Below are 26,200 nucleotides of genomic sequence, written 5' to 3' on the forward strand. Positions count from 1 at the left end.
TGGGCGCCCGGCGGAACGCGGGGCCGGACGCGACCGCCGGGACGCCATTGCCTCTGGCGATGATAGGGCGAGGTGACGCCGGGGAGTGTTCGGTTTTCCGCAGTGATTGTGCGGTGCTCCGCAGGGCGTACAGCCGATCTCCCCCCTTGTGGGGGAGATGTCCGGCAGGACAGAGGGGGGCGCTGTCCCGCCAACCTCTCAGCCAAGTTCAACTGAGCCCTCAAAGGATTTCGGAAGATCAGAGGATCGAAGGTCGCGATCCTTCGCGCCCCCCTCTGCCCTACCGGGCATCTCCCCCACGAGGGGGGAGATTGGCGCTTCACCGTTGGCGTTTCAATACGGCCACTCGCCCTTACCCAGCGCAGCAACCGCGGCAATGATCCGCGCAAACGCCTCCGCTGCCGCCGGCACGGTCGTGCGGGCGCGCAGGAAGCTGTGCACCAATCTCGGCTCCTCGTGCCACCATGCCTTGCCGCCGCTGGCCAAAATGCGGTCGCGGTAGGTCTCGCCATCCGACGACAGCGGGTCGCATTCGGCGGTGACGATCATCGTTGGCGGCAGGCCGGAGAAATCGCGGTCGCGCAAGGGCGAGAAGGTCGGATCGTCTGATGATTGCGCCTTGGTCGAGCGGACGTCGCGGTAGAAGGCGATGTCATGCAGCGACAGCAGCGGCGCGTCGGCGTGCTCGACATAGGAGCCGGTGCTCTCGTCGCCGCCAAGCTCGGGATAAATCAGCACCTGGCCGATCGCGGCGCCGCGGCGCGTTGCCTGCGCCACCCCTGCCGCCAGATTGCCGCCGGCGCTTTCGCCACACAGCACGAGCGGCAGGCCGGTGGCCGCCGCCGCCCATTCGAAGGCAGTGACCGCATCGTCGAAGGCGGCGGGATGCACATGCTCCGGCGCCAGGCGGTAGGCGACCGACAGCACGTCGAAACCGGTGCCGGCGCAGATTTCGGCGCAGATGTCGTCATGGCTTTCGAGCCCGCCGAGGATGAAGCCACCGCCATGATAGTAGACCACCATCGCCGCTGCCGCCTTGCCGGCGAGCTGATAGCGGCGGACCGCGATGTCGCGGCCGGCGGCGGCAATCAGGCCGTCTCTGGCTTTGACCCCTGGCGGGCGGCCCTGGTGGAAGGCCCGGCACATCTTGTCGTAGACGGCGCGCTGCTTGTCGATCGGCAAGCCGATGATCTCAGGGGGATGCCAGGCGTTGACCGCGTCGATATAGGCCCACAGGGCCGGGTCGAGCCGGGTTTCGTATTTGCCGCGGCTGGTCATGTCCGTCTTTGCCGGTAAAGACACATCAAAGCTCGCTGTAAAGATCGGCCGCGTTTTCAAAAGTGAAGCGCAGCGGCACCGAGCCCTCGACCTGCCAGGCGGTGACGCTTTCGCCCGCCAGCAGCCGGCAGGCGCCGTCGGTGTCGGTGACGGCGCCGCCATAGAGCCGGTTGGCGAGGTTGAGGATGCCGGTCTGGTGCATGGCGGCACTGCCGCTGCCGCAGGCATCCTTGACCAACAGCACGCGAAAGCCTTTCGCGACAGCGTCCTTCACCGTGGCGTCGATGCAGGCCTCAGTCCACACGCCGGCGACGACCAGCCATTCGATGCCGACCGACTTGAGGTCGCGGGCCGCCGGTCCGGTGCGGAAGGCGCTGGCCTCGGCCTTGATCAGCAGGGCCTCGCCATTGGCGGGCGCCACCTCATGGCAGATTTCGGTCAGCGGGTCGCTCTTGTCGGAAAAGGCCGATTTGCCGTCGGCACCGATCGGATGAAACGGGCGATCCTGCTTGTCGAGATCGACGATATAGGCCCAGTGGTAGAGCGGCACATGGTTTTGCCGCGCCGCTGCCTGCAGGCGCTGGACGTTGGCGAGGATATCGCCAAAGCCCTCGACCAGATAGCGCTGGTCCTGCCGGTGCTCTTCCTGCAGGTCGATGAAGACCGCGGCTACCGTGCCGCGCTTGAGGGAGATGGGGGTTTTCATGGGGCAGTGCCTGAGAGAGGCGACGCAGTCGCCTTCAGCGGGCTATCGCCCTTGGGGGTTGGCCGAAGCGCCCGCGACTTCGTCATCCACGGGCGGAGCGGGAGCGAAGCGGACGCGCAGACCCGAGGATCCATGCCGTGACGTTGATCGACGGGTGCAGCGGAGCAGATCAGCACCGCAGCAGCGCTCTGAAGTCGCGGCATGGATCCTAGGGTCTGCGCCGCGTCGCTGCGCTCCTTGCTTCGCCCTAGGATGACGAAGCGATGGGCGCTGCGGCTATTCCCAAAGGCCGGCGATGGTTCATTGAGGCGGGCAACCTTCATCAAACCTGCTTCTCCAGAAACTCGTCCTCATAGGGGAAGCGCGACAGGAGTTCGGTTCCGGTGTCGGTGATCAGGATCTCGTCCTCCAGCTTGACGCCCTCGCGGCCGCCCTTCTCGCCAATATAGCTTTCCACGCTCACCACCATGCCTGGCACGATATGGCCGTCGCGGCCATAGGTCTCGTAGTCCATGGCATGGGCGATGAACGGCGTTTCGCCATGCATGCCGACGCCGTGCATGACCGAGGTGTAGCGCTGGTCGACGAAACGGTCGGGGATTTTCCAGGCCTTTTCGGCGATCTCGCGGAAGGCCATGCCGGGTTTGACGACCCCGATGTTGTGCTGAACCTGGTCGTGCGCCATGCGGTAGAGCGATTTCTGGTAGGGGGTCGGCTTGCCCGGCCCGCAGCGGAAGGTGCGGGAGAAATCCGAATAATAGCCGTAGCAGCCGATGGTGTCGGTATCGAGCGCCAACAGTTCGCCGGGCCGGATCTTGCGGCCGCTGGCTTCGTTGAACCACGGGTTGGTGCGCTGGCCGGAGGTCAACAGCCGGGTCTCGATGAACTCGCCGCCCTGGCGGATGACCTCGCCATACATGATGGCGAACAGGTCGTTTTCGGACACGCCGGGCTTGATCGCCTCGCGCACCGCATAGACCGCCGCTTCGGCGCCGGCCATCGACACCTGCAGGCATTTGACCTCCTCCGGCGTCTTGACGGCACGCACCGCGAGGATCTCGCCCTGGCAATCCCGGACCTCGCAGCCGCGCTTTTCGAGCGCCAGGGCCTGCAGATGGCTGCAGCGGTCGAGGCCGAGCTTCATCGAGCCGCCGCCATGCTGCTTCAGGAGTTCGGCGATCTCGTCGGCGAACGGGCCGGCGGTCTCGTCGTCGCGGCCGGAGACCGACGACCAGACCAGCTTGGAAGGACGCGCCTCGTCGATCGTGTCGAGCACCATCGAGACATGGTAGCTCTGCGGGTATTCGAACAGCACGATCGGCCCGACGGTGGGGATGAAGAAATAGCGGGTCGAGTTGCGCAGGAAATAGCCGAACATGTTGCGCGAGCCGGTGGCGTAGCGCTGGTTGTAGGGGTCGAACAGCACGACGCCGCCATAGCCGGCCTCGCGCATCCAGCCACGCAGTTTGGCGAGCCGGCCCTTGCGCAAGGCATCCGCGTCGATGAAGGACGGCTCGGTGTCGGACAGCCACATGCCGCCGGCCGGATCGGCCGCCGCCGGGTGGCGCATGCGATCCTTGAAGTCGACATCCTCGGTGCTGTCGGGATCGAATACGACGATGCTCATGGGTGTGCGGCCTAGGCTGGGTTGCGAGTGCTGACCATGGCGCAAGAGGGGCGGAGGGATTGTGCGGAAAACCGCGTGTGTTGTGCGGGATGCCGCTGGATGCGTCGCGTTCCTTCGCGCCCCCCTCTGTCCTGCCGGACATCTCCCCCTCGAGGGGGGAGATCGGATGTCACTTCTGCTTTCGCCAATTTTCAACGTTGAAGAAAAAGCTGCGAAGACGAAGCTGCAAATCTCCCCCCTCGAGGGGGGAGATGCCCGGCAGGGCAGAGGGGGGCGCTGTCCCGCCAGCATCAGCAAGCTAATGCCGTCTCGCCAGCTTCGGCGGATGCCCGTGCTCCTCACGAAACGCCCGGGCAAAGCTCGACATCGAGGCAAAGCCGCAGGCCAGCGCCACGTCGCGCACGGCGAGCGTCGAGTGCGCCAGCAGGTCGGCGGCGCGCTTCAGCCTGAGCCGCCGGTAGTAGCCATTGGGCGAGATGGCGAGTTCGGAGCGGAAGGAGCGCTCGAGCTTGTCGGACGAGACGCCGAGCCGCGCCGTCAGCTCGGCCATGCCGAGTCGCTCCTCGACCTCGTCCTCCATGATGGCGATGGCCGACAGCACCAGCTCGTTCTGGACGCCGGTGCGCAGGCGCAGCGGCATCATCTTGCGGTCGATGCTGGAACGCAGCTGGCAGTGCACGAACCATTCGGCGACGCCGGCGGCGAGCTCGGCGCCATAGTCGCGGGTGATGATCTCCAGCATCATGTCGAGGCTGCCGACGCCACCGGCCGAGGTGAAGCGCTTGCGGTCGATGACGTAGAGGTCGCGCCTGAGCTCGATGTTGGGGAAGGCCTCGGTGAAGGCGGCCTGGCTGGTCCAGTGCAAGGTGCAGGCATGGCCGTCGAGCAGGCCGGCGCGCGCGAGGAAGAACGCGGCGTCCGCGACCGCGCCGATATGGGCGCCGTTGCGCAGGCTTTTGCGGATCCAGTTGGCGGCGTCCTCGGCGACGAGGTGATCGGCATCGCCGCCCGAACAGACGACGATGCGGTCGACCTTGGGTGCGTCCTCGGCATAAAAGCCCGGCTGGATGACGACGCCGTTCGAGGCCTCGACCGGACCCGGGGTCGCCCCGACGATAATCCAGCGATAGCACTGCCGCTTGGCCAGCACATTGGCGGCGCGCAGGGGCTCGATGACCGAGCTGAACGCCATCATCGGAAAGCCTGGAAACACCAGCACGGCGAAGGTGAGGGGTGCCTCGGTGGGTTTGGGTGGGGCGTGCGCTGCCATGGGGCGCTACAATTCGGGCAGATGGGGTTCGGGGTCAACCGGGTGGTGGAGGTTGGCGCCGCCCCTCACCTGCCTGCCGGCATCCTCTCCCCGTATAGTGACGGGGAGAGGGACGCTGTCATCGATGGTTTCGCCAATCACCAGCATTGCAAGGATGACGACGGCGTTGCGACCAGCCTCTTTCTCCCCGTCACTATACGGGGAGAAATGCCCGGCAGGGCAATGAGGGGCAGCGCCGACATTGGTAAATATTCACGCGTGCGAGCTGCGGCGTGCCTAACCCCCCAGCGCCTGGTCCAGATCCGCGATCAGATCGTCGCCATCCTCGATGCCGGCCGACAACCGCACCAGCGAATCCGAAATGCCGATCTCCGTCCGCTTCTCGGCCGGGATCGAGCCATGCGTCATCAGCGCGGGGTGTTCGATCAAGCTCTCCACCCCGCCGAGGCTTTCGGCCAGCGTGAACAGTTGCGTGCGTTCGAGGAAGCGTTTGGTGCCGGCAAGGTCGCGGTCGAGCACGGCTGATATCATGCCGCCGAAGGCGTGCATCTGCCTGATGGCGATATCGTGCTGCGGATGGCTGGCGAGGCCGGGATAGATGACGCGGCGCACGCCTTTGCGGCCTTCCAGCCATTGCGCGATCTTGAGGCCATTGGCGGAATGGCGCTCCATCCTGAGCGCCAGCGTCTTCAGGCCGCGCAGCGCCAGAAAACTGTCGAACGGGCCTGAGATGGCGCCGATGGCGTTCTGCAGGAATTTCAGCTGGGTGGCCAGGTCCTTGTTGTCACCGACCACGGCAACGCCGCCGACCATGTCGGAATGGCCGTTGAGATATTTGGTCGTCGAGTGGACGACGATGTCGATGCCGAGCTCCAGCGGCCGCTGCAGATAGGGGCTGCAAAAGGTGTTGTCGGCGACCGTGAGAACCCCCTTGCGTTTGGCCAGTGCGGCGACACCTTCGAGGTCGACGATGCGCAGCAGTGGGTTGGTCGGCGTCTCGACCCAGAGCAGTTTCGTCTCCGGGCGGATCGCCGCCTCGACGGCGGCAAGGTCGGTGAAGTCGACGAAGCTGACCTGCAGGTTGGCCGAGCGCTTTCGCACCCGCTCCATCAGCCGGAAGGAGCCGCCATAGATGTCGTCGGTGGCGACGATATGGGCGCCGGCATCGAGCAGCTCGAGCACGGTGGCGATCGACGCCAGTCCCGAGGCGAAGGCGAAGGCTGCCGTGCCGCTTTCGAGATCGGCCACCGCGCGCTCGAAGGCAAAGCGCGTCGGGTTCTGGCTGCGGGCGTATTCAAACCCCTTGTGCACGCCGGGCGACTGCTGGCCATAGGTCGAGGTGGCGTAGATCGGCACCATCACCGCGCCGGTCAGCGGGTCGTGGCTCTGGCCGCCATGGATGGTGCGCGTCGAGAAGGCCAGGCGGTTCTTGCCGGGAGGTGGGGTGTGGGTGGTCATCGTGCGCGCCTCAGATGGTTGATCAGGTCGATGCGGGTTATCAGGCCGACGAACTCGTCGCCGTCGAAGATGATGGCGACCTCGTTGCGGTCGAACACCGGCAACAGCGCGTCCAGCGTCTGGCTCGCCTGCAGCGTGTGCAAATTGGAGGTCATCGCCGTGCGCACCGGGCCGTTGAAGCGCTCCCAGCGGCCGTCATAGGGACCATCGACATGGGCGAGGATATCGCTCTCGTCGACGATGCCGACGAGCTTGCCATTGTCGAGCACCGGCAGCTGCGAGACATCGGAGCGGCGCATGCGGCCATAGGCGTTGAGCAGGCTTTCGTCCGGGCCGACATAGACGGTGTCGCCGGTGCGGTGCGTGCGCATCACCAGGTCGCGCAGGTCGCCATGTTGCTCGTGCTCGGCCAGGCCTTGCTCGGCCAGCCAGAAATCGTCGAACACCTTTGACAGATATTTGTTGCCGCTGTCGCAGACGAAGGTGACAACGCGCTTGGCGACAGTCTGCTCGCGGCAATAGCGCAGGGCGGCCGACAGCAGCGTACCCGACGACGAGCCGGCCAAAATGCCTTCCTTCGACAACAGGTCGCGCACGGCCAGCATGCTCTGCTTGTCTGATATGGAATAGGCCTTCTTGACCAGCGACAGGTCGGCATTGGGCGGCACGAAATCCTCGCCGATGCCTTCCACCGTCCAGCTGCCGGCCTCTTCCATCTTGCCGGTCTTGATCAGCGGCGCCAGCACCGAACCGACCGGATCGGCGAGCACCATCTCGGTCTTCGGCGACATTTTGGCGAAGTAGCGGCCAAGCCCGGTCAGCGTGCCGCCCGAACCGACGCCGACGACCACCGCATCGACGTCGCCGTCGAGCTGGGCGAAGATTTCGGGACCGGTGGTGGTTTCATGCGCCAGCGGGTTGGCCGGATTGGCGAACTGGTTGGCATAGAAGGCGCCGGGCACTTCGGCGGCGATCTTCTCGGCCATGTCCTGATAATATTCGGGGTGGCCCTTGCCGACATCGGAGCGCGTCATATGCACCTCGGCGCCGAGCGCGCGCAGATGCTGGATCTTTTCGCGCGACATCTTGTCGGGCACGACCAGCACGATGCGGTAGCCCTTGGGGATGCCGACCTGGGCGAGGCCGAGGCCGGTATTGCCCGCGGTCGCCTCGACGATGGTGCCGCCGGGCCTGAGCTTGCCTTGTTTTTCAGCCGCCGCGATCATCGACAGCGCGATGCGGTCCTTGATCGAGCCGCCGGGATTCTGGCTTTCGAGCTTGATGAACAGCCGGCATTTGCCGGTGTCGAACTTGGTCAGCTCGACCACCGGCGTCTGGCCGATCAGGTCGAGAACCGACGAATAGGGCGGACGCAGGCGGGACGTTGTGCTTCCCAAGGGGGCGCTTTCCGGGGGCGCGCTGCCTGCTGCGGCGATCTTCTGCTCGCTCATATCGATGCTCCATGATCAAGCGACCGCCTCGGGGCAGAGCGGCAGCGTATCCTCTTTTCCAGCCCTTTGCAGTTGGAAAGAAGATAGATCGTGCCAATCAACCGGCCAGATGGAGAATGTCATTCCAGGTTTGGGGTCAGAATTTGCGGCTTGGAGCGTTCTGCCCTGAGAAGCTGATTTCCTCGGCACGCCACCGGCCGTTTCCACGCACCATCTCGTTCGTTGCGAGCTGCGATTTCCGCATGCTAGCCGGGAGGCATGAGGCGCTGCGGATGGCGTCGGGTCGGGTCGGCGGCCAAACGCAGGGAACCCTTCGATGAAGATCATCGCCTATGACAACTTCAAGCCCGGCGTCACCATCGACGATTTGAAACCCTATCTGCGCGACGAGGTCTCGAACGTCTGGCGCCTTTGGAAGGCGGGGATCGTGCGCGAAAACTACGCACGCGCCGATGTCGGCGGTGTGATCATCGTCTTCGAGCTCGACAGCGTCGAGGCGGCCAGGCGCTACACAGACGACTTTCCGCTGTCGAAGGCCGGGCTGCTGGAATGGCATTTTCTCGCCTTCGACGCCGCACCATTGCCGCTCGAATATCTGTTCGATCCTACCGTCGACATCGCCCAACCCTGGGACCGGACGGCGGCATGATCCGGTCAGGCGAAGGCATCGAGATCCCGACCAGTCTGGCGGAGTGGTGCGATCCGCGCCGCATGGCGCTGGTGATTTACGACATGCAGGTCGGCATCTGCCGTCAGATCGCCGGCGCGGCTGATATCGTCGAACGCACCGGCATCGTGCTCGAAGCGGCCCGCTCGGCAGGCATGCGGGTGGCGTTCACGCGCCACTTGTCCCTGCCGCGCAAATGGATGGGCGCAAACCAGCTGCGCACCGCCATGGCCTGGCAGCGGCGCGACAACCCCGACATGGTCGAGCCGTGGTTCCCGCGCGATGCCGAAGCCACGCAAATTGTCCCCGAACTCGCGCCACGCGCCGATGAAGCCGTGTTCGACAAGCTGGCCATGTCGGCCTTCGATTCCACGGCGCTGAGCTTCGCCTTGCGCGATTGTGGGGTGCGTGCCGTCGCGCTCGCCGGAGTGGCGATGGAAATCGGCATCGAGCCGACGGTTCGGCAGGCGACCGACAATGGCTTCGTGGCGGTGGTGATCGAGGACGCCTGCGGCTTCGGCAACCGGGAAGCGCGCGACCGCTCGATGGCCACGCTGGGCTTCCTTGGCGAGGCTGTCATCACCGATGTCGCGAGTTTTTGCGGCGCGCTCGCCACTGGGAGATGAGCGCCTTGTCAGGCCTCGATCTCGGTGCGGAAGCGGACGCCGACAGCGCGTCCGTGCACGTCACCCCAGTCATAGAGCGCCTGCAAGGTGGCCGCCAGATCGCGGCCACGGTCGGTCAAGGTGTAGCGCCCCTTGCCATCGGGCGACGCCTCCAGCACGACAAAGCCGATGTCGACGAGATCGGCCAGCCGCTGCGTCAACATCTTGTCGGACAGCGACGGGATCGTCCGCCGCAGTTCGGAATAGCGCATCGGCTGTTGCTTGATCCGCGCCAGGATCACCGTCTTCCATTTGCCGCCGAGCGCATCGAGCGCGAACTCGACCGGACAGCCGTAAAGTCTACCGCGTTGGGTCATGCGCGCATCGTAGGCAAGGCCGGGAAGCGACGGAAGCAGAATTTGCCAGGCCATGTGGCCAGCTAGGCGCCGCACGGCCGCGTCCGTATCTGTCGGCAACAGGCTTCAAGGGGAGAGCGACGATGAGTGTACGCGATGCCAATCCGGTCGATGCGCTGAAGCCTAAGCGCGTGGCGATCGTTATCGCCAACCCGGCTGTCTCGACCACGACCAGATGGCCGGTCGGCTTTTGGTGGAGCGAGCTCACCCACCCGTGGTTCGCCTTCACAGAACGCGGCTACGCGGTCGAGATTTTTTCGCCCGATGGCGGCAAATGCGAGGCCGATGCGCTGAGCGACCCGCGCGATCCATCGGGCTATTCCGAGACCGACCTTATCTCGCTCGGCTTCCTGTCGAGCCCGAAGCTTGCGGCCCTGGTCGACAACACGCGGCCGGTGGCGGAGATCGAGGTCGAAAGTTTTGACGCGATTGTCGTCGCCGGCGGCCAGGCGCCGATGTTCACCTATGAACACGCGACAGGCCTGCAACGGACATTCGTCGCCTTCCATGAAGCCGGCAAAGTAGCCGCCGCTTTGTGCCACGGCACCGCGCTGCTGCGCTATGCCCAGCGCGCGGACGGATCGCTGCTCGTGGCCGGCAAGACGGTGACGGGCTTCGCCAATGTCGAGGAGGATTTTGCCGACAAGGCGACCTGGGAGATAGGCGCGCTCGAGCGTGGAAAGCATCTGATGCCGTGGCGGATCGAGGATGAGTTGAAGGCCCTCGGCGCCAACTACATCCACGCCGGGCTGTGGCGCGGCTTTGCCGTGCGCGACGGCAATTTGATCACCGGCCAGCAGAATTTCTCGGGCGCGGAGACCGCGCGCGTCGTTTGCGAAGCGCTAGGCGGCTAGGCTTCTAGCCGAGCAGCCGCTTGCTCAGCCTGGCGCATTGAACGCGGATGTCGGGAATGGCGTCGATCTCGAAGAAGGTGCCGCGCGTCAGCGGGCCGACGGCCAGGATCTTGGCCGAAACAGTGCCGTCGCTGGCGAGGATCTCGCAATTGGCCGACACGTCGAGGCCGATGCGCAGCGGATCCGGTCGCGCCAGGCCGCGGTCGACCAGCGAGCGCACGACGCTGTTCGACGAGGTCGAGATGTCCCTGACGATGCCGGCGCAATCATAGATACGGGCGACCTCGAATGTCTCGAGGCGCTGCGTGTGGCGCGACTGGACCTCGACCGTCAAGTCGCCGTCCCGCGCGATGTCGACGACGCGCCCGGCGACCAGGCGGATCCGGCCGGATTGCACGGCCTCGGTCACGCGGGCATAGACTTCGGGCGCCATGCGATGGCGGTGGATGTCCCACCAGGCCTTGGTGTGTTCGACGAAGCGGCGCTTGGCGGATGCGGGCCAGTTCTGCCAGATCTTCTGGTTGAACGGCCGCAAGCCGTCGACGACGTCGCGCCAGTCGATGCCGGCCTTCTGGTTCTCCTTGATCAGGTCGCGGAACCAGCCGACGAAATAGGACAATTGGGTGCCGAGCGGAATGTCGGCGACATCGAGCTTGATCGGATTGCCCTTGCGATGCGGCGAGGGCAGCAGGCCGCGCCGCGACACCGCGATGATGTCGCCGCGATGGCCGCGCTGCTCCAGGGAGAGGAAGGCGTCGACCATGCTGAGACCAGTGCCCAGCACCATGACGCGGCTGTCCGAGGGCAGTGCCGTGTCGGCTTCCGAGCCCATCCTGATCGCATGCCCCTGCGCCGGCTCCTCGTCATGGCCGGTGGCCAGCACGGCGAGATGGGCGACGACGCTGGTGCCGTTGGCCAGCGCGACCTCGACGCCGGAGGTGGTCGGCGTGATCGAGAGGCTCTCCTCGCGGATCAGGCGCAACCGGCCGGTTTCGCGCTCGCGCGTTTCCAGCTCGTCGAGCAATTCCTTGAGGTAACGGGCATAGAGGCTGCGCGGTGCGTAGACCGGCGCCTGGTCCGGGGCAGCCAGGCCGCGCTCCAGCAGCCAGCGCCAGAAATTGCCGGGATCGTCGGCATAGGCGCTCATGCCGGCGGCACTGACATTCAGCACATGCGCCGACAGCAGCGTCGAATAGGCGATGCCCTGGCCGAAATGCGGGCGCTTTTCGATCAGCGTGACGCGCAGATCGGGATTGGGCGATTTCAGGAGATGCGCGGCCATCACCACGCCGCTGGCGCCGCCGCCGACAATGATGATCGAGTTGGCGCGCCCGGTCATGCGCCCGCCCTTGTGCGAAATGCGCGCGTCAGGCCTGGACCTTCACCGGCAGGTCGTCGATGCCCTTCGCGACCGGAAGGTCGTCGATGGCGATATCGCGCATCTCGGCGAGGCTGCGCTGATCGAGCACCTCGGCGATCGCCTGCCGGACCTCGAGCATCAGATGTCGGACTTGGCATGTCGCCTCGTTGCAATCTTCACAGCGCTGGTACTGGGTGCGGCTGGCGCAAGGAATCGGCGCCAGCGGCCCGTCGAGCACGCGCACGACATGGCCCACCTTGATCTCGTCGGCAGGCCGCGCCAGGCGATAGCCGCCCTCCTTGCCCTTGCGGCTCTGGACGAAGCCGGCATTGCGCAGCTCGCCGAGGATGGCGTCGAGAAATTTCTTCGGGATGTTGTTGCCGGTGGCGATGTCGTTGACGAAAGCGAGCTGTCCGGCCGGCAGTTGCGCGAGGTGTACGAGCGCCTTGAGGCCGTACTTGCCCTTTTTCGTGAGCATGAGATCAAAGTTTCTCTGTCATGCGACGGCGCGGAACCATCGGTTGCGAAACGCCTGGCGTGCGTTCCCGCCGCGTCCAAGCCCACATGACACATAAATTCTAGTGACATGATGTACAAGCCGAGAGCTGTTGATTTAGCTTCGTTTTCAAGCCGCTATGGCCATTTTGTCAGGACTTTGTGCCCGCAGGGACACAACGGCACGGCTTTGACGGCCAAAGCGCGTCGTCAGCGATCATCGCGATACGGTGGCCGCTCATCGTCGCCTCCAGTTCCCAATGTCGATAAGATTACTATACTTACCTTCGAACACGCGGAACAGGTTTTTAAATCCATGGCTATTTGAGGCATGGATTTGCCTGGGATGGGGCAGGACAGGAATTCTCGTTCATTCTGGATGGCGTCCCCAGCTGTCGACAGTCCCGACTTCGTCATCCACGGGCGGAGCAGGAGCGAAGCGACGTCGCGGAGACCCGACGAAGCTGGTGGGCTTCACCGACCTCCAAAGACCGCAGCCTCCTTGTCCGCTTCGGCACCGCACCGCCGATGCATTTTTTCTAATAAGCCTGTCCTGGCTGGAAGGATTTAACTCTACAAGAACGATAGAATTAGCGGACTATCATAGGGCATTCCGGTTTTCTCTTTTTCAGGAGCCCTTCATGTCCACAATTTCGCGACGCATCATTCTGCTTTCATCGGCGGCCCTTGCGGGTGCTGCCTTCCTCGGCCCGGCCTTTGCCGACGACCTCAAGATCACCATCGGCTACCAGACGGTGGTCGAACCTTCGAAAGTGCCGCAGGCCGACGGCACCTATGAAAAGGCGACCAAGGCGACCATCGACTGGCGGAAATTCGATTCCGGCGCCGATGTCATCGCCGCGGTCGCTTCCGGCTCGGTCGACATCGGCTATGTCGGCTCGAGCCCGCTGGCGGCTGCGGCGAGCCGCGAGCTGCCGATCCAGACCATTTTCATCGTCGGCCTGATCGGCGAGTCCGAAGCGCTGGTCGCCCGCAACGGCGCCGGCATCGAGAAGGTCGCCGACCTCGCCGGCAAGAAAGTAGCCGTGCCTTTCGTTTCGACGACGCATTACAGCCTGCTCGCCGCGCTGAAGCATGAGGGCGTCGATCCTAAGTCGGTCGAGATCCTGAATCTGCGGCCACCGGAAATCGCGGCGGCCTTTGCGCGCGGCGACATCGATGCGGCCTATGTCTGGGATCCTGCGCTCGGCCAGATTAAGACGACGGGCAAGGTCGTGCTGGACTCTTCGCAGGTTGCCGCCTGGGGCGCGCCGACCTTCGATGCCTGGATCGTGCGCACCGACTTTGCCGAGAAGAACCCGGAAGCGGTGCGCGACTTCGTCAAGGTGACGGGCGCGTCCTATGCCGAATTCCTGGCCAAGCCGGATGCGTGGTCGGTGTCGTCGCCGCAGGCGGCCAAGATTGCCAAGCTCACCGGCGCCAAGCTGGAGGAGGTGCCGCAGCTGCTCAAGGGCTATGTCTTCCCGACGCTGGAAGAACAGGCGTCGGACAAGTTCCTCGGCGGCGGCACGGTCAGGGCGGTCGAGGCAACCTCCGCCTTCCTCAAGGAGCAGGGCAAGATCGACGCCGTGCTGCCTGACTATTCCAAATACGTGTCGTCGAAATATGTCACCGAGGCACTGGCCTCAAACTGAGCGCAATGAACCCGACGCGCGCGGATTTTCTTCCCTGACGCCGCGTGCTGACTGCCCCGGGACTGCTGACGAGGAGCGGTTCCGGGGCAGTCGGATTCTCCATTCGTTTGAACATGATCTCTAGCGAAAACCCGACGCCACTTTTCGGGATCATGCTCTAGAACCTCCTGCGAGGGCTCCATGTCGCATCTCGTGCTCGAAGGAATTTCGATCCACTATGACGGCCAGCCGACGCCCGCCGTCGAACGGGTGTCGATCGACGTTGCCAAGGGTGATTTCGTCGTGCTGGTCGGCCGCTCCGGCTGCGGCAAGACCTCGCTGCTCAATGTCGCCGCCGGCCTGGTCGCGCCGGCGCGCGGCTCCGCCACCATCAATGGCAAGCCGATCACCGCGCCTGGCTCTGACCGGGCGGTGGTGTTCCAGAACGATGCGCTGTTTCCGTGGCTGACGGCGCGCGAGAACGTTGCCTTCGCGCTGCGGCTGCGCGGTGTCAGGCCAGCCGAGCGGGCGCGCCGTGCTGATGAATTGCTTGATCTGGTGAAGCTCGCGGACGCCGGCGACAAGCGCATCTGGGAGCTTTCCGGCGGCATGCGCCAGCGTGTCGGCCTGGCCCGGGCGCTGGCCGCCGAACCCGAATTCCTGCTGCTCGACGAACCGCTCGGCGCGCTCGATGCGCTGACACGCGAGCGCATGCAGACGACGCTGCTCGACCTGTGGGCGGCAAGCGATGTCGGCGTGCTGATGGTGACGCATGGCATCGAGGAGGCGCTGGTGCTCGCCACCCGCATCGTCGTGCTGGCACCCGGACCGGGCCGAGTGGTGCAAACCTTCGAGCCCGGCTTCTCCAGGCGCTACGCGGCCGGCGAGGCCATTCGCTCCATCAAGGCCGACCCGGCCTTCGCCGCGGCGCGCGGCGAGCTGACCGACGCGATCTTCGAAGGAGAAGCGGCATGACCATTTCCTCCTATACGGAACGGCCGGGCCACAAGGTCGACGAGGCCGACGGCCTGTCGGTGCCATGGTCGCGACCCAGTCCGAAGCGCAAAGGCGTTTCGGCGCGCATGGTCAGCGCGGTCACCATCCTGGTGGTGCTGGCGGTGTGGGCGCTTTCGGCACGCCTGCAACTGGTGTCGCCGGTTTTCCTGCCTTCGCCTGCCGCCGTGTGGAACAAATTCATCGTCGTCGCCCGCGACGGCTTCGTCGATGCGACGCTGCTGCAGCATGCCGTCGCCAGTCTGGCCAGAGTGTTTGCCGCGCTGATCGCCGCCATCCTGATTGGCGTGCCGGTTGGTCTGGCCATCGGCATCAGCACTGTCGGGCGCGGCATCTTCGATCCGCTGCTCGAATTCCTGCGGCCGATCCCGCCGCTCGCCTATCTGCCGCTGGTCATCATCTGGTTCGGTATCGGCGAGCCGTCGAAGATCCTGGTGATCGCCATCGCCATGCTGGCGCCGGTCGCGCTGTCGACCGCCTCGGGCGTGCGCGGCGTCTCGCAGGAGCGCATCAATGCGGCGCGCTCGCTTGGCGCGACGCGCGCCCAAGTGGTCCGCCATGTGATCCTGCCCAGCGCGCTGCCGTCGATCCTGACCGGCTTGCGCATCGCGCTCGGCGCCGGCTGGTCGACGCTGGTCGCCGCCGAACTGGTGGCGGCGACGCGCGGACTTGGCTTCATGATCCAGTCGGCCGCCCAGTTCCTCGTCACCGACGTGGTGGTGATGGGCATACTGGTGATCGCGGCCATCGCCTTCGTGCTCGAATTCACCATCCGCAGGATCGAGCGCGTGCTCGTCCCGTGGGCGGGAAAGGAATGATCGGAAAAGGGAGAATGACGATGACCCATTCCACCGCCGTGCTGTTCAGCCATTTCGGCGCCTGGCTGCTCAGCCTTTCCAGGGACAAGGCGCACAGGCTGCAAGAGGACGGCCCGGCGTCGCCGACGCCAGTCCAATTGCAGGCCAGGCACAACCGCCTGCCACCGCGCGACGAGAGTTTTTACTGGGCCTGGCAATATTGGTCGCAGTGAAGGGCGGCGGTGCCGGTTGGCGTCGATCGGCAGCGAACGTCGACACTCAGCAGCCAGTCGCACGCCCTCTTCGTCATCCACGGGCGGAGCGGGAGCGAAGCGGACGCGCAGACCCGAGGATCCATGCCGTGACGTTTGAGCGCTGCGGCGGTGCAGAAGTTTGTGCGATGTCGGCAGGACAGAGGGAGTGGGAAGGATCGCTACAGAGCAAGCTTCTCTTCTGCGCCGCTGCATTTTCCTCGTCGTCACGGCATGGATCCTAGGGTCTCCGCGACGTCGCTTCGCTCCTGCTCCGCCCTAGGATGACGAAGGCATGGGGCTTCCAGCAAATCGCCTGCGTTGGTGATTTGCGCCGATCGGCAGCAAAACAATTCCATCTTTCCCACCTAACTCGCAAAATCGTTTCTCTACTAAGTTTATAGACCTACCTAGCCTGACCCATCTTCCACCCGGCGAGGACATTTCCCGACGCCGATCCGCATCGAAGGAGAGGGATCATGTTCAATCTAACAAGACGTGTTTTCGGCATCGGCCTGCTGGCGGCCAGCGTTGCCATGTCGTTCGGCGCCGCGGCGCCGAAGCTGAAGCAGTTCAGCATCGGCTATCAGAAGACCGGCCTGCCGGTGATCGCCAGGCAGCAGCAGGTGATTGAAAAGGCGCTGAGCGACAAGGGCGTCACAGTGAAGTGGGTCGAGTTCACCGCCGGTCCGCCGCTGGTCGAGGCGCTCAATGTCGGCGCCATCGATGCCGGCTGGACAGGCGACGCACCGCCGATCTTCGGCCAGTCGGCCGGCGCCAACATTGTCTATGCGGCAGCACTGCCGGCCAACGGCGACGGCGAGGCGATCTTCGTCAAGCCGACGTCGCCGATCCAGTCGGTCGCCGACCTCAAGGGGAAGCGCGTCGGCGTCGGCAAGGGCACCAGTGCGCATAATCTGCTCGTCGCGGCTTTGGAAAAGGCAGGTGTTCCCTTCGACCAGATCACGACGGTCTATCTCAGCCCGGCCGATGCGGCCGCCGCCTTCGCCAGCGACCAGATCGACGCCTGGGCCGTCTGGGATCCGTTCTTCGCCATCGCCGAAACCCGCTACCAGCCGCGTGTGCTGGCCCGCTCCAGCGAGGTGCTCAAGGTCAACACCTATTTCCTCGCCAACAAGGATTTCGCCAAGGCGCATCCCGAGATCGTCACCACGACGATCACAGCCCTTGGCGAGGCGGCGAAATGGGCGGACCAGAACCGCGACAAGGTGGCCGCGGCGCTGCACGAGGTGACCGGGGTGCCGCTCGATGCGCAGACCATCGCCGCCAACCGCACCAAGTTCGGCATCTTTCCGATCACCGACGAGATCATCGCCGGCCAGCAGGCCACCGCCGACCGCTTCTACAAACTCGGGCTGATCCCGAACGCGGTGCGGATTTCCGACGCGGTGTGGACCGCACCGGGCAATTGATTTTTGTCCAGGCGGCGCCGGGTGAGACCACCCGGCGCCGTCTCCCGTTTTCGCCTGCATCTCCGAGAGGCCTGCCATGACCGCGTTAGCCAGCCCACTTGATTTCTTCTGGTTCATCCCGACGCATGGCGATGGTTCCTATCTCGGCTCCGAGCAACAGCAGCGGCCGCCGGAGTTCGGCTATTTCAAGGAGATCGCCCAGGCGGTCGACCGGCTCGGCTTTCCCGGCGTGCTGTTGCCGACCGGGCAGAACTGCGAGGATTCCTGGATCACCGCGACAGGCCTCGCGACACTGACCGAAAAACTCAAATTCCTCGTTGCACTTAGGCCCGGCGTGACGCTGCCGACCTTCGCCGCCCGCCAGACGGCGGCCCTCGACCGGCTGAGCAACGGTCGCCTGTTGCTCAATGTCGTGGTCGGCGGCAACCCGACCGAACTCGCCGGCGACGGCGTCTTCCTGCCGCATGACGAGCGCTATGCCCAGGCGCATGAATTTTTGACCATCTGGCGCGGCCTGGTGTCGGGCGAACGCGTCAATTTCGACGGCAAATACTACCGCGTCGAGAACGGCCGCCTCGACCTTCTGCCGCTGCAGGAGCGGCCGCCGCTCTATTTCGGCGGATCGTCTGACGCCGGGCAAGATCTCGCCGCCGACCTCGTCGACATGTACCTGACCTGGGGCGAGCCGCCGGCACAGGTTGCCGAGAAACTCGCCTCGGCACGCAGCAAGGCGGCGCTGCGCGGCCGCACGCTGCGCTTCGGCATCAGGCTGCATTTTATCGTCCGCGAAACCGAGGACGAAGCCTGGCGCGCCGCCGACCGGCTGATCAGCCACGTCACCGATGCCCAGATCGAAAACGCGCAGGCGCGCTTCCTCAACCAGATGGACTCGGTCGGCCAGCGCCGCATGGCCGAACTGCATGGCGGCCGCCGCGACCGGCTGGTGGTGTCGCCCAACCTGTGGGCCGGCGTCGGGCTGGTGCGCGGCGGCGCCGGCACGGCACTGGTCGGCACGCCGGAGCAGATCACCGAACGCATCCGCGAGTATCAGGCGATCGGCATCGATACCATCATCGGCTCGGGCTACCCGCATCTGGAGGAAGCCTATCGCGTCGCCGAGCTTCTATTCCCTCGGCTCGGGCTCGGCACCAGGCGGCTCAGGGCGCGCGAAGACATCGCCAACGAATTCTCAGTCGGCTTCCATGGCGCGGCTCGCCTGCAGGCCGCGTCATGAGCTTTTCCACGAGGCTTGCCACCCCTTTGGCCACCCGTTTGGGCAGGAACGGCATCGGCTGGCTGCTGCCGGTGCTGGTGATTGCCGGCTGGGAAATCGCCAGCCGCGCCGGTTTGATGCCGCCCAACGTGCTGCCGGCGCCAAGTGCCGTCGCCGAGGCCTTCTGGCGGCTGACGCTATCGGGCGAACTGATTCGCAACATCGGAGTCAGCACGGCGCGCGCGCTTGCCGGCTTCGCCGTCGGCGGCTCGATCGGCTTTGCGCTCGGCCTTGCCAACGGGCTGTCGACGCTCAGCCGTGGCCTGACCGACACCACGCTGCAGATGATCCGCAACATCCCGCACCTGGCGCTGATCCCGCTCGTCATCCTGTGGTTCGGCATCGACGAGGAGGCCAAACTGTTCCTGGTGGCGCTTGGCGTGTTCTTTCCGATCTACGTCAACACGCTGCTGGGCATCCAGAGCGTCGACCCGCAACTGGTCGAGATGGGCCGCGTCTACGGCATGGATCGCCGCGCACTGTTCTTCCGCGTGATCCTGCCCGGCGCGCTGCCGGCGATCTTCGTCGGCCTGCGCTACGCGCTCGGCATCATGTGGCTGACGCTGATCGTCGCCGAGACGATTTCGGCGAGTTCCGGCCTCGGCTACATGGCCATGCAGGCGCGCGAATTCCTGCTGATCGACGTCGTCGTGCTGTCGATCCTGATCTATGCGCTGCTCGGCAAGCTGGCCGACAGCCTAGCCCGCCTGCTCGAGCGACTGTCGCTCGGCTGGCATCCCGCCTTCCAGAACGCCTGAGGTTTTCGATGCCCGCAGCCAGCCTCGCCGCCGTCCGCTCGTTTGTCGCCGCGCCGCAGCAGCCGCAGCCGGAACAGACCATCGAAAGACCGCGCGCCTTTGCCTTCCAGGGTGTCGGAAAATTCTTTGGCGACAAGGTCGTTCTCGACGGCATCGATCTGGACGTGCCGGTCGGGCAGTTCGTCGCCGTCATCGGCAAGAGCGGCTGCGGCAAGAGCACGCTTTTGCGGCTGCTGGCCGGGCTCGACCGGCCGACGGCCGGGTCGCTGACGTTTGGATCAGAAGAGGAAGGCCACAGCCGCACGCGCTTCATGTTCCAGGAGCCGCGACTGCTGCCCTGGGCCAGCGTGGTGAAAAACGTCGAGGTCGGGCTGACCGGCATCGCCTCCGGCGCCGACGCAAGGCAACGGGCGCTCGCCATTCTTGGCGAGGTCGGGCTCGCCGATCGCGCCGACGAATGGCCGTCGGTATTGTCCGGCGGCCAGAAGCAGCGCGTGGCGCTGGCCCGCGCGCTGGTCGGCCACCCGCAGATCCTGGCGCTCGACGAGCCGCTGGGCGCGCTCGACGCCTTGACCCGCATCGAGATGCAGCAGTTGCTGGAACGCATCTGGCTCGCCCAGAAGTTCACCGCCGTGCTGGTCACGCATGATGTCGCCGAGGCCGTCGCGCTCGCCGACCGGGTCGTGGTGATCAGCGCCGGCAAGATCGCGCTTGACCTCGATGTGCCCGTGGCCCGGCCACGCCGGCGCGGTTCGGTCGAGCTTGCCCGGCTTGAGGGCAAGATTTTGGATCGGCTGTTCGGCTAGCTTTATCGGGGCAGCACAACCCTTCGAGAGGGGGGGCGCGAAGGATCGCTAGCGCTTGTCCTGCACAGAGCAGCTCACCCCCGCGAACGGTTTGCCCAGACCAGTCCCAGCAGGCCGACCAGCATGGTGACGAGGCCGACATAGAGCCATTGCGACTGGCCGGTCATGAAGCTGCCACCGACCACGCCGATGCCCTGCAGCGACCACAGCGCGCCGATGGCAAGCACAATCAACGCCAGCAGATTTTTGGTCAGTCTCATTGACGGATCTCCCTTTCAAAGTCGATCGGTTGCGGCGCTGTGGGCGCGATGAATGAACTGAAGGAAGGGACCCGACCGCGTTCACTTCTACTTGGATATCAACGCTCGATCTTGTCAAACAAGTCCCCGACTTCAGCATGAAGATCATCGAGAATTGATCACCGGCCTGCCGAAAATCCCTAACAGACTGTTACCCAGCGACTCCAAACGTGTGCCATCGCCATGGAACCGCCAGATACTTGCCGCATTTGTCGCCTTATTCGACACATAACGGCTGGGGTCTGTCAAAAACGGAGCCATCCCCCAAATATGAATACTACAAAACAGACCGCGCTTGTCGCGGTAACGATCGCTGCTGGCCTGATGGCCGGCGCATCTTCGGCGGCCGCCGCCGGCCAGTGTGGCCGTGCCTCCTGGTACGCCCTGCACTCCAGGACCGCATCGGGCGAGCGCATGAACCCGTCGGCGATGACCGCCGCCCACCGCACCTTGCCTTTCGGCACCAAGCTTCGGGTGACCAACCAGAACAACGGCCGCAGCGTCATCGTGCGCATCAACGATCGCGGTCCGTTCATCAGGGGTCGCGTGCTCGACCTGTCGAAGGGTGCCGCCGGCCAGCTCGGCTTCATCGGTTCCGGCCATACCGCCGTCTGCATGGCGCGCGTTTGATATTGCTATTGCTTGGACCATGATCTTTCCGAAAACCGCAATCCACTTTTCGGGATCATGGTCGGGTGTCCGGCGCGAAGGCCGGACACATTTCGTACACACTTCGCACCGCACAGTGAGCCGGCTGCGCCGTTCGGGCCGGATTTTCAAGGCTTTGGACGAAAGAAGCGTTAGTCACGCCACGTGACGTATTGCATCGCAGCAATTAGTTGTTAACTTCCCCGCGAGATATATCAAAGGCATGGCGCTGCTCGTCGTCCCTTCGGTCGCAGGCAGCAGCGGGGTTCTCGATGTTCTACCAGCTCTATGAAATGAACCACGCCGCCATGCAGCCCGCGCGCCTTTATGCCGATGCGGTGCGCCTGTTCTACACCAATCCGCTCAATCCGTTTTCGCACACGTCCTGGGGCCGTTCGGTCGCGGCGACCGCCGAACTGTTCGAGCGCACCACGCGCCGCTACAGCAAACCGACATTCGGCCTGACCAAGACCGTGGTCGACTGGAAGAGCGTCGAGGTCACCGAGAAGACCGTGTGGTCGCGGCCGTTCTGCAATCTCGTCCGCTTTGAACGCGCTGTTCCCGCCGGGCGCCGGGCGGATCCGAAGCTGTTGATCGTGGCGCCGATGTCGGGCCACTATGCGACGCTGCTGCGCGGCACGGTCGAAGCGATGCTGCCCTATGCCGACGTGCACATCACCGACTGGGTCGATGCGCGCATGGTGCCGCTCGCCGACGGCAGTTTCGATCTCGACGATTATATCGACTACATCATCGACATGCTGCACGCGCTCGGCCCCGACACCCATGTGATGGCGGTGTGCCAGCCTTCCGTGCCGGTGCTTGCCGCCGTGGCGCTGATGGAAACGCGCGGCGACCCCTTCGTTCCCTCGACCATGACCTTGATGGGCGGCCCGATCGACACCCGCCGCAACCCGACCGCGGTCAATCTCCTGGCCGAGGAAAAGGGCATCGAATGGTTCCGCGACAATGTCGTGATGCAGGCGCCCTGGCCGGTGCCGGGCTTCGGCCGCGAGGTCTATCCCGGCTTCCTGCAGCTGTCCGGCTTCATGAGCATGAATCTCGACCGCCACATCATCGCCCACAAGGACTTCTTCATGCACCTGGTGAAGCATGATGGCGACAATGCCGAGAAGCACCGCGATTTCTACGACGAGTATATGGCTGTCATGGACCTGACGGCGGAATTCTACCTGCAGACCGTCGACACCGTCTTCGTGCGCCATGCCTTGCCCAAGGGCGAGATGACCCATCGCGGCATCAGGATCGATCCGTCGGATATCCGCAACGTCGCGCTGTTCACGGTCGAAGGCGAGAACGACGACATTTCCGGGCTTGGCCAGACCAAGGCGGCGCATGATCTGTGCCCCAACATCCCTGCCGACAAGAAGGCGCACTACATGCAGCCGGCGGTCGGCCATTACGGCGTGTTCAACGGCTCGCGCTTCCGCTCCGAAATCGTGCCGCGCATCGTCGACTTCATCACCAGCTATGGTCGCCAGGACCGTGTTGCGGTGAAGCCGAAGCTGGTCCGCGTCGCCAGAAGATAGATCTCGCAGCGACAATCCGCGCCAGTTCGCCGGCAAAAGGCGGCCGGCCGGCCGATTCTGTTGCAGCCGATTCTGTTGCACAAGTGCCGCTGTCCTACCCCTCGGGTAACCATGCCAACAATCCGACCGTCGTCGTAATTGACACGGACTGTAAATCCCCCTTAACCTTTCGTTAATAACAAAGGGTGGACGGGGACAATGATATCCTCATCAATGGCGCGAAGGCTGCGCGTGTATGTGGCAGCCGGGCTGGCAGTAACGGGAGGCTGGGTGGCACCGGCTTTGGCGGCTGGAGCGATGGCGACCGGGGGCCTCACCTCGCAGCCGATCGGCCACTATGATTTCTGCAAGCTCCATCCGGGCGAATGCTCGATCCGCCCGAGCAATCTGGCGCCGGCCGCGATGACCGACGGGCTGATGCGCAAGCTGATCAACGTCACCGCCAGGGTCAACGCCGCCGTCAAGCCGATGAGCGACATGGAAATCTACGGCAAGGACGAAGTCTGGGCCTATCCCGACAAGGGCGTCGGCGACTGCGAGGACTACGTGCTGGAAAAGCGGCGCCAGCTTTCGCGCATGGGCATATCGCTTGCCGACCTTCTGATAACCGTCGTGCGCAAGCCCGATGGCGAGGGCCATGCGGTGCTGACGGTGCGCACCGACAAGGGTGACTATGTGCTCGACAATCTGAACGACAAGGTCAAGTCGTGGGACCAGACCGGCTACCGCTTCCTCAAGCGGCAGGCGATCGACAACACCGGCCGCTGGGTCTCGATCCGCGGTGGCCAGCAGGTCCTGGTCGGCGCGGTTCAGTAGCATACGGGGCGCGGTGGTTTCGAAGCACGATCGCGTCTTCAGCTGCTTTCGGTAGATACCGGAACTCGTCGCGCCGCCCCTCATTGTCCTGCCGGACATTTCTCCCCGTATCGTGACGGGGAGAAAGACACTGTCATCAATATTTTCGCCAATTGTCATCGTTGCAGAATGGGCGCCAACCTCGCGGCTGTCCTCTTCTCCCCGTCACTATACGGGGAGAAGGTGCCGGCAGGCGGATGAGGCGCGGCGCGGCGCTACAAGCACTTCGCGCGCTTCCAACAATTCCGCATTTCTCCATGAACCATTTCCTCCCGGCCAACGACACACAGCCGTGGACAGAAACCAACCATGGAGACTTCAGATGACTGCACTTTTGCGAAATGCCCTTCTCGCCGCAGTCGCGGTATCCGGCATGGCCGGATCCACTTTGGCCGATCAGACCTTCACAAGCTGCGCCAAGACATCAACCAACGATTTGTGGAGCGGGCGCTGTTGCAGCGCCGGCGACTCGAACTGCCTGGGCGGCGGAAACGGCGGTCAAAACCATGGAGACAAGGGCGGCCGGGGAAATAATGGCGGTGCGGCCGGCAAAAAATGATCTCATCACTGCTGACCGCCGGCGGCCAGCCGGCGGGCAGCTCTTCGGGTAAAGCGGACGCCTTCGCGCGCGCAGGCAAACGCGCACCTCTGGCGTAGCTAGGGCTGCCGGCCCAGCGCCGCGCGGATCGACGCGGTAATGCGGCGCAGTTCCGCCTCGTCGAGTTTCTCGATGTTCTCGGCCAGCAGATTGGCAAGCTCGGTGGCGGCGGGACTGAGGCCCGACGTGTCGAGCTTCACGCGCGGGTGCGAGGCTTCGGCCAGCCGCGCCAGCTCCTCGGCGTCATCCCAGATGATGTTGAAATAGCCGATGATCTTCTGGATCAGCGTCCAGGTCGGCGCACCCCGCCTGCCATGCTCCAGCGCCGACAGATAGGCGGCGCTGACGCCGATCGCCGCCGCCATGTCCTTCTGGCTGACACCGCGCTCGCTTCTGAGCGCCCGCAGCTTCTCGCCGAACGGGGTCATGCCGCCATCCTCATGCGCGCAGCCGCCGCAGCCGGATATAGAGCGCACCAGAACCGCCATGATTGCGGGCGGCGTGGTCGTGGCTGGAGACGAGCGGCCGGAAGGCGGGCGTCGACAGCCACGCCGGTACCGCGCGCCGCAGCACCCCGTCGCCGCCGGAGGACGAGCCCTTGCCGGTGATGACCAGCACGTAGCGGATGCCGCCGGCATGCGCCCGGTGCAGGAACGAGAACAGCAGCGAATAGGCCTCGTCCTGGGTCAGGCCGTGCAGATCGACGCGGCCCTCGATCGGCAGCCGGCCTTTCGACAGCTTGTCCAGCGTCGGTTCGTCGAGCGCATGGGCGACATGCTGCGTCTTCGGCTTTGCCGTGCCTGCCTGGTTGGCAATGGGCTGGGCCGGCTGCGACGGTGTTGGCCTGGCTTCGGCAGGGATGTCGGGGATATCGACGGCAATCCAGCCCTTAAGCGGCTTGGCGGTGCGCGCCACCAGGTTCCACAGAACTCGGTCGTCCTCGCTGAGCTTGGCTTCGCTCAATCTGTCCGGACGCCGGATCATCGATTCGCACCCGGAACAAGCGCGCGCGGGATCAGCGCATGAAAATCGGCCGCATGGCGCACCACGCCGGCGATCTCGCCGGCCGCGTCGCCCGAGCCGGCGAACAGGTCGCCGCGCGCCGGGCCGGTGATGGCGGAGCCGGTGTCCTGCGCGATCATCAGGCGCCGAAACGGTTTTGCGTCGAAAGCGATCAGCGATGGCGCGTCGATGTGGAACGGCGTGCCGAATGTGTGCAGCAGGCGGTCGACGGCGATGGAGCGGCCCGGTGTCAGCGGCACCTTGGCGGCGGCGATCGGACCAAGGGCGGCGTCCTCGACATCAGCCTCGCGGAAGAAGATGTAGGAGCGGTTCTGCCAAAGGATCTCGTCGACACGATCCGGATGCGCCTTGAACCAGGCGCGGATCGACTGCATCGTCACCTTTTCCAGCGGGATTGCGCCGGTCTCGCTTAAAATCTTGCCGGGTCCGGTGAAGCGCTGGCCGGATTTGGCGGCGTAGGTGACACGCCGAAGCCGGCCATCGGTCATGTTCAGCCGCGCCGCACCCTGCACATGGATAAAGAAGGCATCGACCTTGTCGGCCAGCCAGGCGATTTCCAGCTCTTTGCCGGCCAGCGCCCCGCGCTCGATGTCGCCGCGGTCGAAATACTCGACCGGTTCGTCCGGCGTCTGGCGCGCGAAGGCGAGGTAAGGATCCATTCCCTTAGGCCGGTTGCTGTCGTCGATATCGACGAGATCGGCCGGACGCGACAGCAGCGGCACCGAAAATCGCTCCGTCCGCACCGGCGACGCTTCGACCTCGGGCTCGTAGAAGCCGGTGACGAGGCCGGCGCCACCGTTCTCGGCGCGGATAGTCATCGGGATAAAATAACGCTCGAAGAAGGCGCGGGCCTGTGACCGATTCGCCGGCGAAACAATGCGGGCCTCGGCGTAGGCTTCCGCGAAAGCGCTGAAGTCGACACCGAGCGCGCCGCTGCGATAGGGCTTGGTCAGGACATGGAAGGCCGAGCGGCGAAAGGCCGCGAAGGCCGCCAGATGGTCGTCGTCACCCCAGCCGGGCAGGTCGCCAAAGGATTTCCCGACAAAGAGAGGCGATAGCGACACCGGAGCCTCG

Annotated in this window: 28 protein-coding genes; 15 read left to right on the top strand and 13 right to left on the bottom strand. The window is 64.8% G+C overall.

Going from position 1 to position 26,200, the window contains the following annotated elements; genetic code table 11:
- Positions 1-333 precede the first annotated feature (333 nt).
- From B5V02_RS09630 to B5V02_RS09660, 6 genes are all read right to left on the bottom strand, one after another.
- On the bottom strand, positions 334-1,278 hold the full coding sequence (locus tag B5V02_RS09630) for an alpha/beta hydrolase (protein ID WP_111544003.1): 945 nt from the start codon (positions 1,276-1,278) through the stop codon (positions 334-336).
- A gap of 25 nt (positions 1,279-1,303) precedes the next feature.
- Positions 1,304-1,984 (bottom strand): isochorismatase family protein, encoded by a 681-nt coding sequence (locus tag B5V02_RS09635; protein WP_111544004.1) that lies wholly within the window; start codon positions 1,982-1,984, stop codon positions 1,304-1,306.
- Positions 1,985-2,306: 322 nt separating this feature from the next.
- Positions 2,307-3,611 (bottom strand): M24 family metallopeptidase, encoded by a 1,305-nt coding sequence (locus B5V02_RS09640; RefSeq protein ID WP_111544005.1) that lies wholly within the window; start codon positions 3,609-3,611, stop codon positions 2,307-2,309.
- Positions 3,612-3,909: 298 nt separating this feature from the next.
- Positions 3,910-4,881 (bottom strand): GlxA family transcriptional regulator, encoded by a 972-nt coding sequence (locus B5V02_RS09645; RefSeq protein WP_111544006.1) that lies wholly within the window; start codon positions 4,879-4,881, stop codon positions 3,910-3,912.
- Between the two features lie 276 nt (positions 4,882-5,157).
- A complete protein-coding gene (locus tag B5V02_RS09655; protein WP_111544007.1) occupies positions 5,158-6,339 on the bottom strand; it encodes a trans-sulfuration enzyme family protein in 1,182 nt (393 codons plus the stop codon).
- Positions 6,336-7,790: a pyridoxal-phosphate dependent enzyme gene (locus B5V02_RS09660; RefSeq protein ID WP_111544008.1), complete on the bottom strand. Its 1,455-nt coding sequence runs from the start codon at positions 7,788-7,790 to the stop codon at positions 6,336-6,338. The genes B5V02_RS09655 and B5V02_RS09660 overlap by 4 nt, the downstream gene beginning before the upstream one ends.
- A 316-nt stretch (positions 7,791-8,106) precedes the next feature.
- On the opposite strand from B5V02_RS09660, the gene B5V02_RS09665 reads away from it, so the two are divergent.
- Both B5V02_RS09665 and B5V02_RS09670 read left to right on the top strand, forming a co-directional pair.
- Positions 8,107-8,439, top strand: coding sequence for a hypothetical protein (locus B5V02_RS09665; protein WP_111544009.1), 333 nt, complete (start codon positions 8,107-8,109; stop codon positions 8,437-8,439).
- Positions 8,436-9,083, top strand: a complete 648-nt coding sequence (locus B5V02_RS09670; protein ID WP_111544010.1) for a cysteine hydrolase family protein — start codon at positions 8,436-8,438, stop codon at positions 9,081-9,083. The genes B5V02_RS09665 and B5V02_RS09670 overlap by 4 nt, the downstream gene beginning before the upstream one ends.
- Positions 9,084-9,091: 8 nt before the next feature.
- On the opposite strand, the gene B5V02_RS09675 is transcribed toward B5V02_RS09670, so the two are convergent.
- Positions 9,092-9,439, bottom strand: a complete 348-nt coding sequence (locus tag B5V02_RS09675) for a winged helix-turn-helix transcriptional regulator (protein ID WP_111544158.1) — start codon at positions 9,437-9,439, stop codon at positions 9,092-9,094.
- A gap of 122 nt (positions 9,440-9,561) precedes the next feature.
- On the opposite strand from B5V02_RS09675, the gene B5V02_RS09680 reads away from it, so the two are divergent.
- Positions 9,562-10,332: a type 1 glutamine amidotransferase domain-containing protein gene (locus tag B5V02_RS09680; RefSeq protein WP_111544011.1), complete on the top strand. Its 771-nt coding sequence runs from the start codon at positions 9,562-9,564 to the stop codon at positions 10,330-10,332.
- A 4-nt stretch (positions 10,333-10,336) separates the two neighbouring features.
- Here the strand turns inward: B5V02_RS09680 and B5V02_RS09685 are convergent, their stop codons facing one another.
- On the bottom strand, positions 10,337-11,671 hold the full coding sequence (locus B5V02_RS09685; RefSeq protein WP_111544012.1) for an FAD/NAD(P)-binding protein: 1,335 nt from the start codon (positions 11,669-11,671) through the stop codon (positions 10,337-10,339).
- Positions 11,672-11,699: 28 nt separating this feature from the next.
- Positions 11,700-12,170 carry an RrF2 family transcriptional regulator gene (locus tag B5V02_RS09690; protein ID WP_111544013.1) on the bottom strand — a complete coding sequence of 157 codons (471 nt, stop codon included), beginning with the start codon at positions 12,168-12,170 and terminating at the stop codon, positions 11,700-11,702.
- A gap of 658 nt (positions 12,171-12,828) precedes the next feature.
- On the opposite strand from B5V02_RS09690, the gene tauA reads away from it, so the two are divergent.
- The 8 genes from tauA to B5V02_RS09730 all read left to right on the top strand — a co-directional run bounded on the left by tauA (position 12,829) and on the right by B5V02_RS09730 (position 20,153).
- On the top strand, positions 12,829-13,842 hold the full coding sequence (gene tauA, locus B5V02_RS09695) for a taurine ABC transporter substrate-binding protein (protein ID WP_111544014.1): 1,014 nt from the start codon (positions 12,829-12,831) through the stop codon (positions 13,840-13,842).
- Between the two features lie 180 nt (positions 13,843-14,022).
- Positions 14,023-14,796 carry a taurine ABC transporter ATP-binding protein gene (locus B5V02_RS09700; protein ID WP_111544015.1) on the top strand — a complete coding sequence of 258 codons (774 nt, stop codon included), beginning with the start codon at positions 14,023-14,025 and terminating at the stop codon, positions 14,794-14,796.
- Entirely contained in the window at positions 14,793-15,653 is an 861-nt protein-coding gene (tauC, locus tag B5V02_RS09705) for a taurine ABC transporter permease TauC (protein ID WP_111544016.1), read from the top strand. The genes B5V02_RS09700 and tauC overlap by 4 nt, the downstream gene beginning before the upstream one ends.
- 20 nt (positions 15,654-15,673) lie before the next feature.
- Positions 15,674-15,865, top strand: a complete 192-nt coding sequence (locus B5V02_RS09710) for a hypothetical protein (protein ID WP_111544159.1) — start codon at positions 15,674-15,676, stop codon at positions 15,863-15,865.
- A gap of 554 nt (positions 15,866-16,419) precedes the next feature.
- Positions 16,420-17,316, top strand: coding sequence for a sulfonate ABC transporter substrate-binding protein (locus B5V02_RS09715; protein ID WP_245445846.1), 897 nt, complete (start codon positions 16,420-16,422; stop codon positions 17,314-17,316).
- A 76-nt stretch (positions 17,317-17,392) separates the two neighbouring features.
- The gene (gene ssuD / locus B5V02_RS09720) at positions 17,393-18,550 is read left to right on the top strand and encodes an FMNH2-dependent alkanesulfonate monooxygenase (protein ID WP_111544018.1); all 1,158 of its coding nucleotides are present in this window, start codon (positions 17,393-17,395) and stop codon (positions 18,548-18,550) included.
- The gene (locus tag B5V02_RS09725; RefSeq protein ID WP_111544019.1) at positions 18,547-19,347 is read left to right on the top strand and encodes an ABC transporter permease subunit; all 801 of its coding nucleotides are present in this window, start codon (positions 18,547-18,549) and stop codon (positions 19,345-19,347) included. The genes ssuD and B5V02_RS09725 overlap by 4 nt, the downstream gene beginning before the upstream one ends.
- Before the next feature lie 8 nt (positions 19,348-19,355).
- A complete protein-coding gene (locus B5V02_RS09730) occupies positions 19,356-20,153 on the top strand; it encodes an ATP-binding cassette domain-containing protein (protein WP_111544020.1) in 798 nt (265 codons plus the stop codon).
- A gap of 74 nt (positions 20,154-20,227) precedes the next feature.
- On the opposite strand, the gene B5V02_RS40515 is transcribed toward B5V02_RS09730, so the two are convergent.
- Positions 20,228-20,413 carry a hypothetical protein gene (locus B5V02_RS40515; RefSeq protein ID WP_167458442.1) on the bottom strand — a complete coding sequence of 62 codons (186 nt, stop codon included), beginning with the start codon at positions 20,411-20,413 and terminating at the stop codon, positions 20,228-20,230.
- A gap of 309 nt (positions 20,414-20,722) precedes the next feature.
- On the opposite strand from B5V02_RS40515, the gene B5V02_RS09740 reads away from it, so the two are divergent.
- The 4 genes from B5V02_RS09740 to B5V02_RS09760 all read left to right on the top strand — a co-directional run bounded on the left by B5V02_RS09740 (position 20,723) and on the right by B5V02_RS09760 (position 24,064).
- Complete coding sequence (locus B5V02_RS09740; protein WP_111544021.1) at positions 20,723-21,082, top strand: septal ring lytic transglycosylase RlpA family protein; 360 nt, start codon at positions 20,723-20,725, stop codon at positions 21,080-21,082.
- 290 nt (positions 21,083-21,372) lie between these two features.
- A complete protein-coding gene (locus B5V02_RS09745; protein ID WP_111544022.1) occupies positions 21,373-22,650 on the top strand; it encodes a polyhydroxyalkanoate depolymerase in 1,278 nt (425 codons plus the stop codon).
- Between the two features lie 198 nt (positions 22,651-22,848).
- Positions 22,849-23,466 carry a transglutaminase-like cysteine peptidase gene (locus tag B5V02_RS09750; RefSeq protein ID WP_111544023.1) on the top strand — a complete coding sequence of 206 codons (618 nt, stop codon included), beginning with the start codon at positions 22,849-22,851 and terminating at the stop codon, positions 23,464-23,466.
- A 361-nt stretch (positions 23,467-23,827) separates the two neighbouring features.
- A complete protein-coding gene (locus tag B5V02_RS09760) occupies positions 23,828-24,064 on the top strand; it encodes a hypothetical protein (RefSeq protein WP_111544024.1) in 237 nt (78 codons plus the stop codon).
- Positions 24,065-24,162: 98 nt separating this feature from the next.
- Here B5V02_RS09760 and B5V02_RS09765 read toward each other — a convergent pair whose 3' ends face one another.
- The 3 genes from B5V02_RS09765 to mltA are packed head-to-tail and all read right to left on the bottom strand — an operon-like array spanning position 24,163 to position 26,190.
- Positions 24,163-24,531: a helix-turn-helix domain-containing protein gene (locus tag B5V02_RS09765; RefSeq protein WP_111544025.1), complete on the bottom strand. Its 369-nt coding sequence runs from the start codon at positions 24,529-24,531 to the stop codon at positions 24,163-24,165.
- A gap of 10 nt (positions 24,532-24,541) precedes the next feature.
- Positions 24,542-25,087: a Smr/MutS family protein gene (locus tag B5V02_RS09770; RefSeq protein ID WP_111544026.1), complete on the bottom strand. Its 546-nt coding sequence runs from the start codon at positions 25,085-25,087 to the stop codon at positions 24,542-24,544.
- Entirely contained in the window at positions 25,084-26,190 is a 1,107-nt protein-coding gene (gene mltA, locus B5V02_RS09775; RefSeq protein WP_111544027.1) for a murein transglycosylase A, read from the bottom strand. The genes B5V02_RS09770 and mltA overlap by 4 nt, the downstream gene beginning before the upstream one ends.
- Positions 26,191-26,200: the final 10 nt, after the last annotated feature.

Source organism: Mesorhizobium kowhaii (assembly GCF_003253745.1).
GTDB lineage: Bacteria > Pseudomonadota > Alphaproteobacteria > Rhizobiales > Rhizobiaceae > Mesorhizobium > Mesorhizobium kowhaii.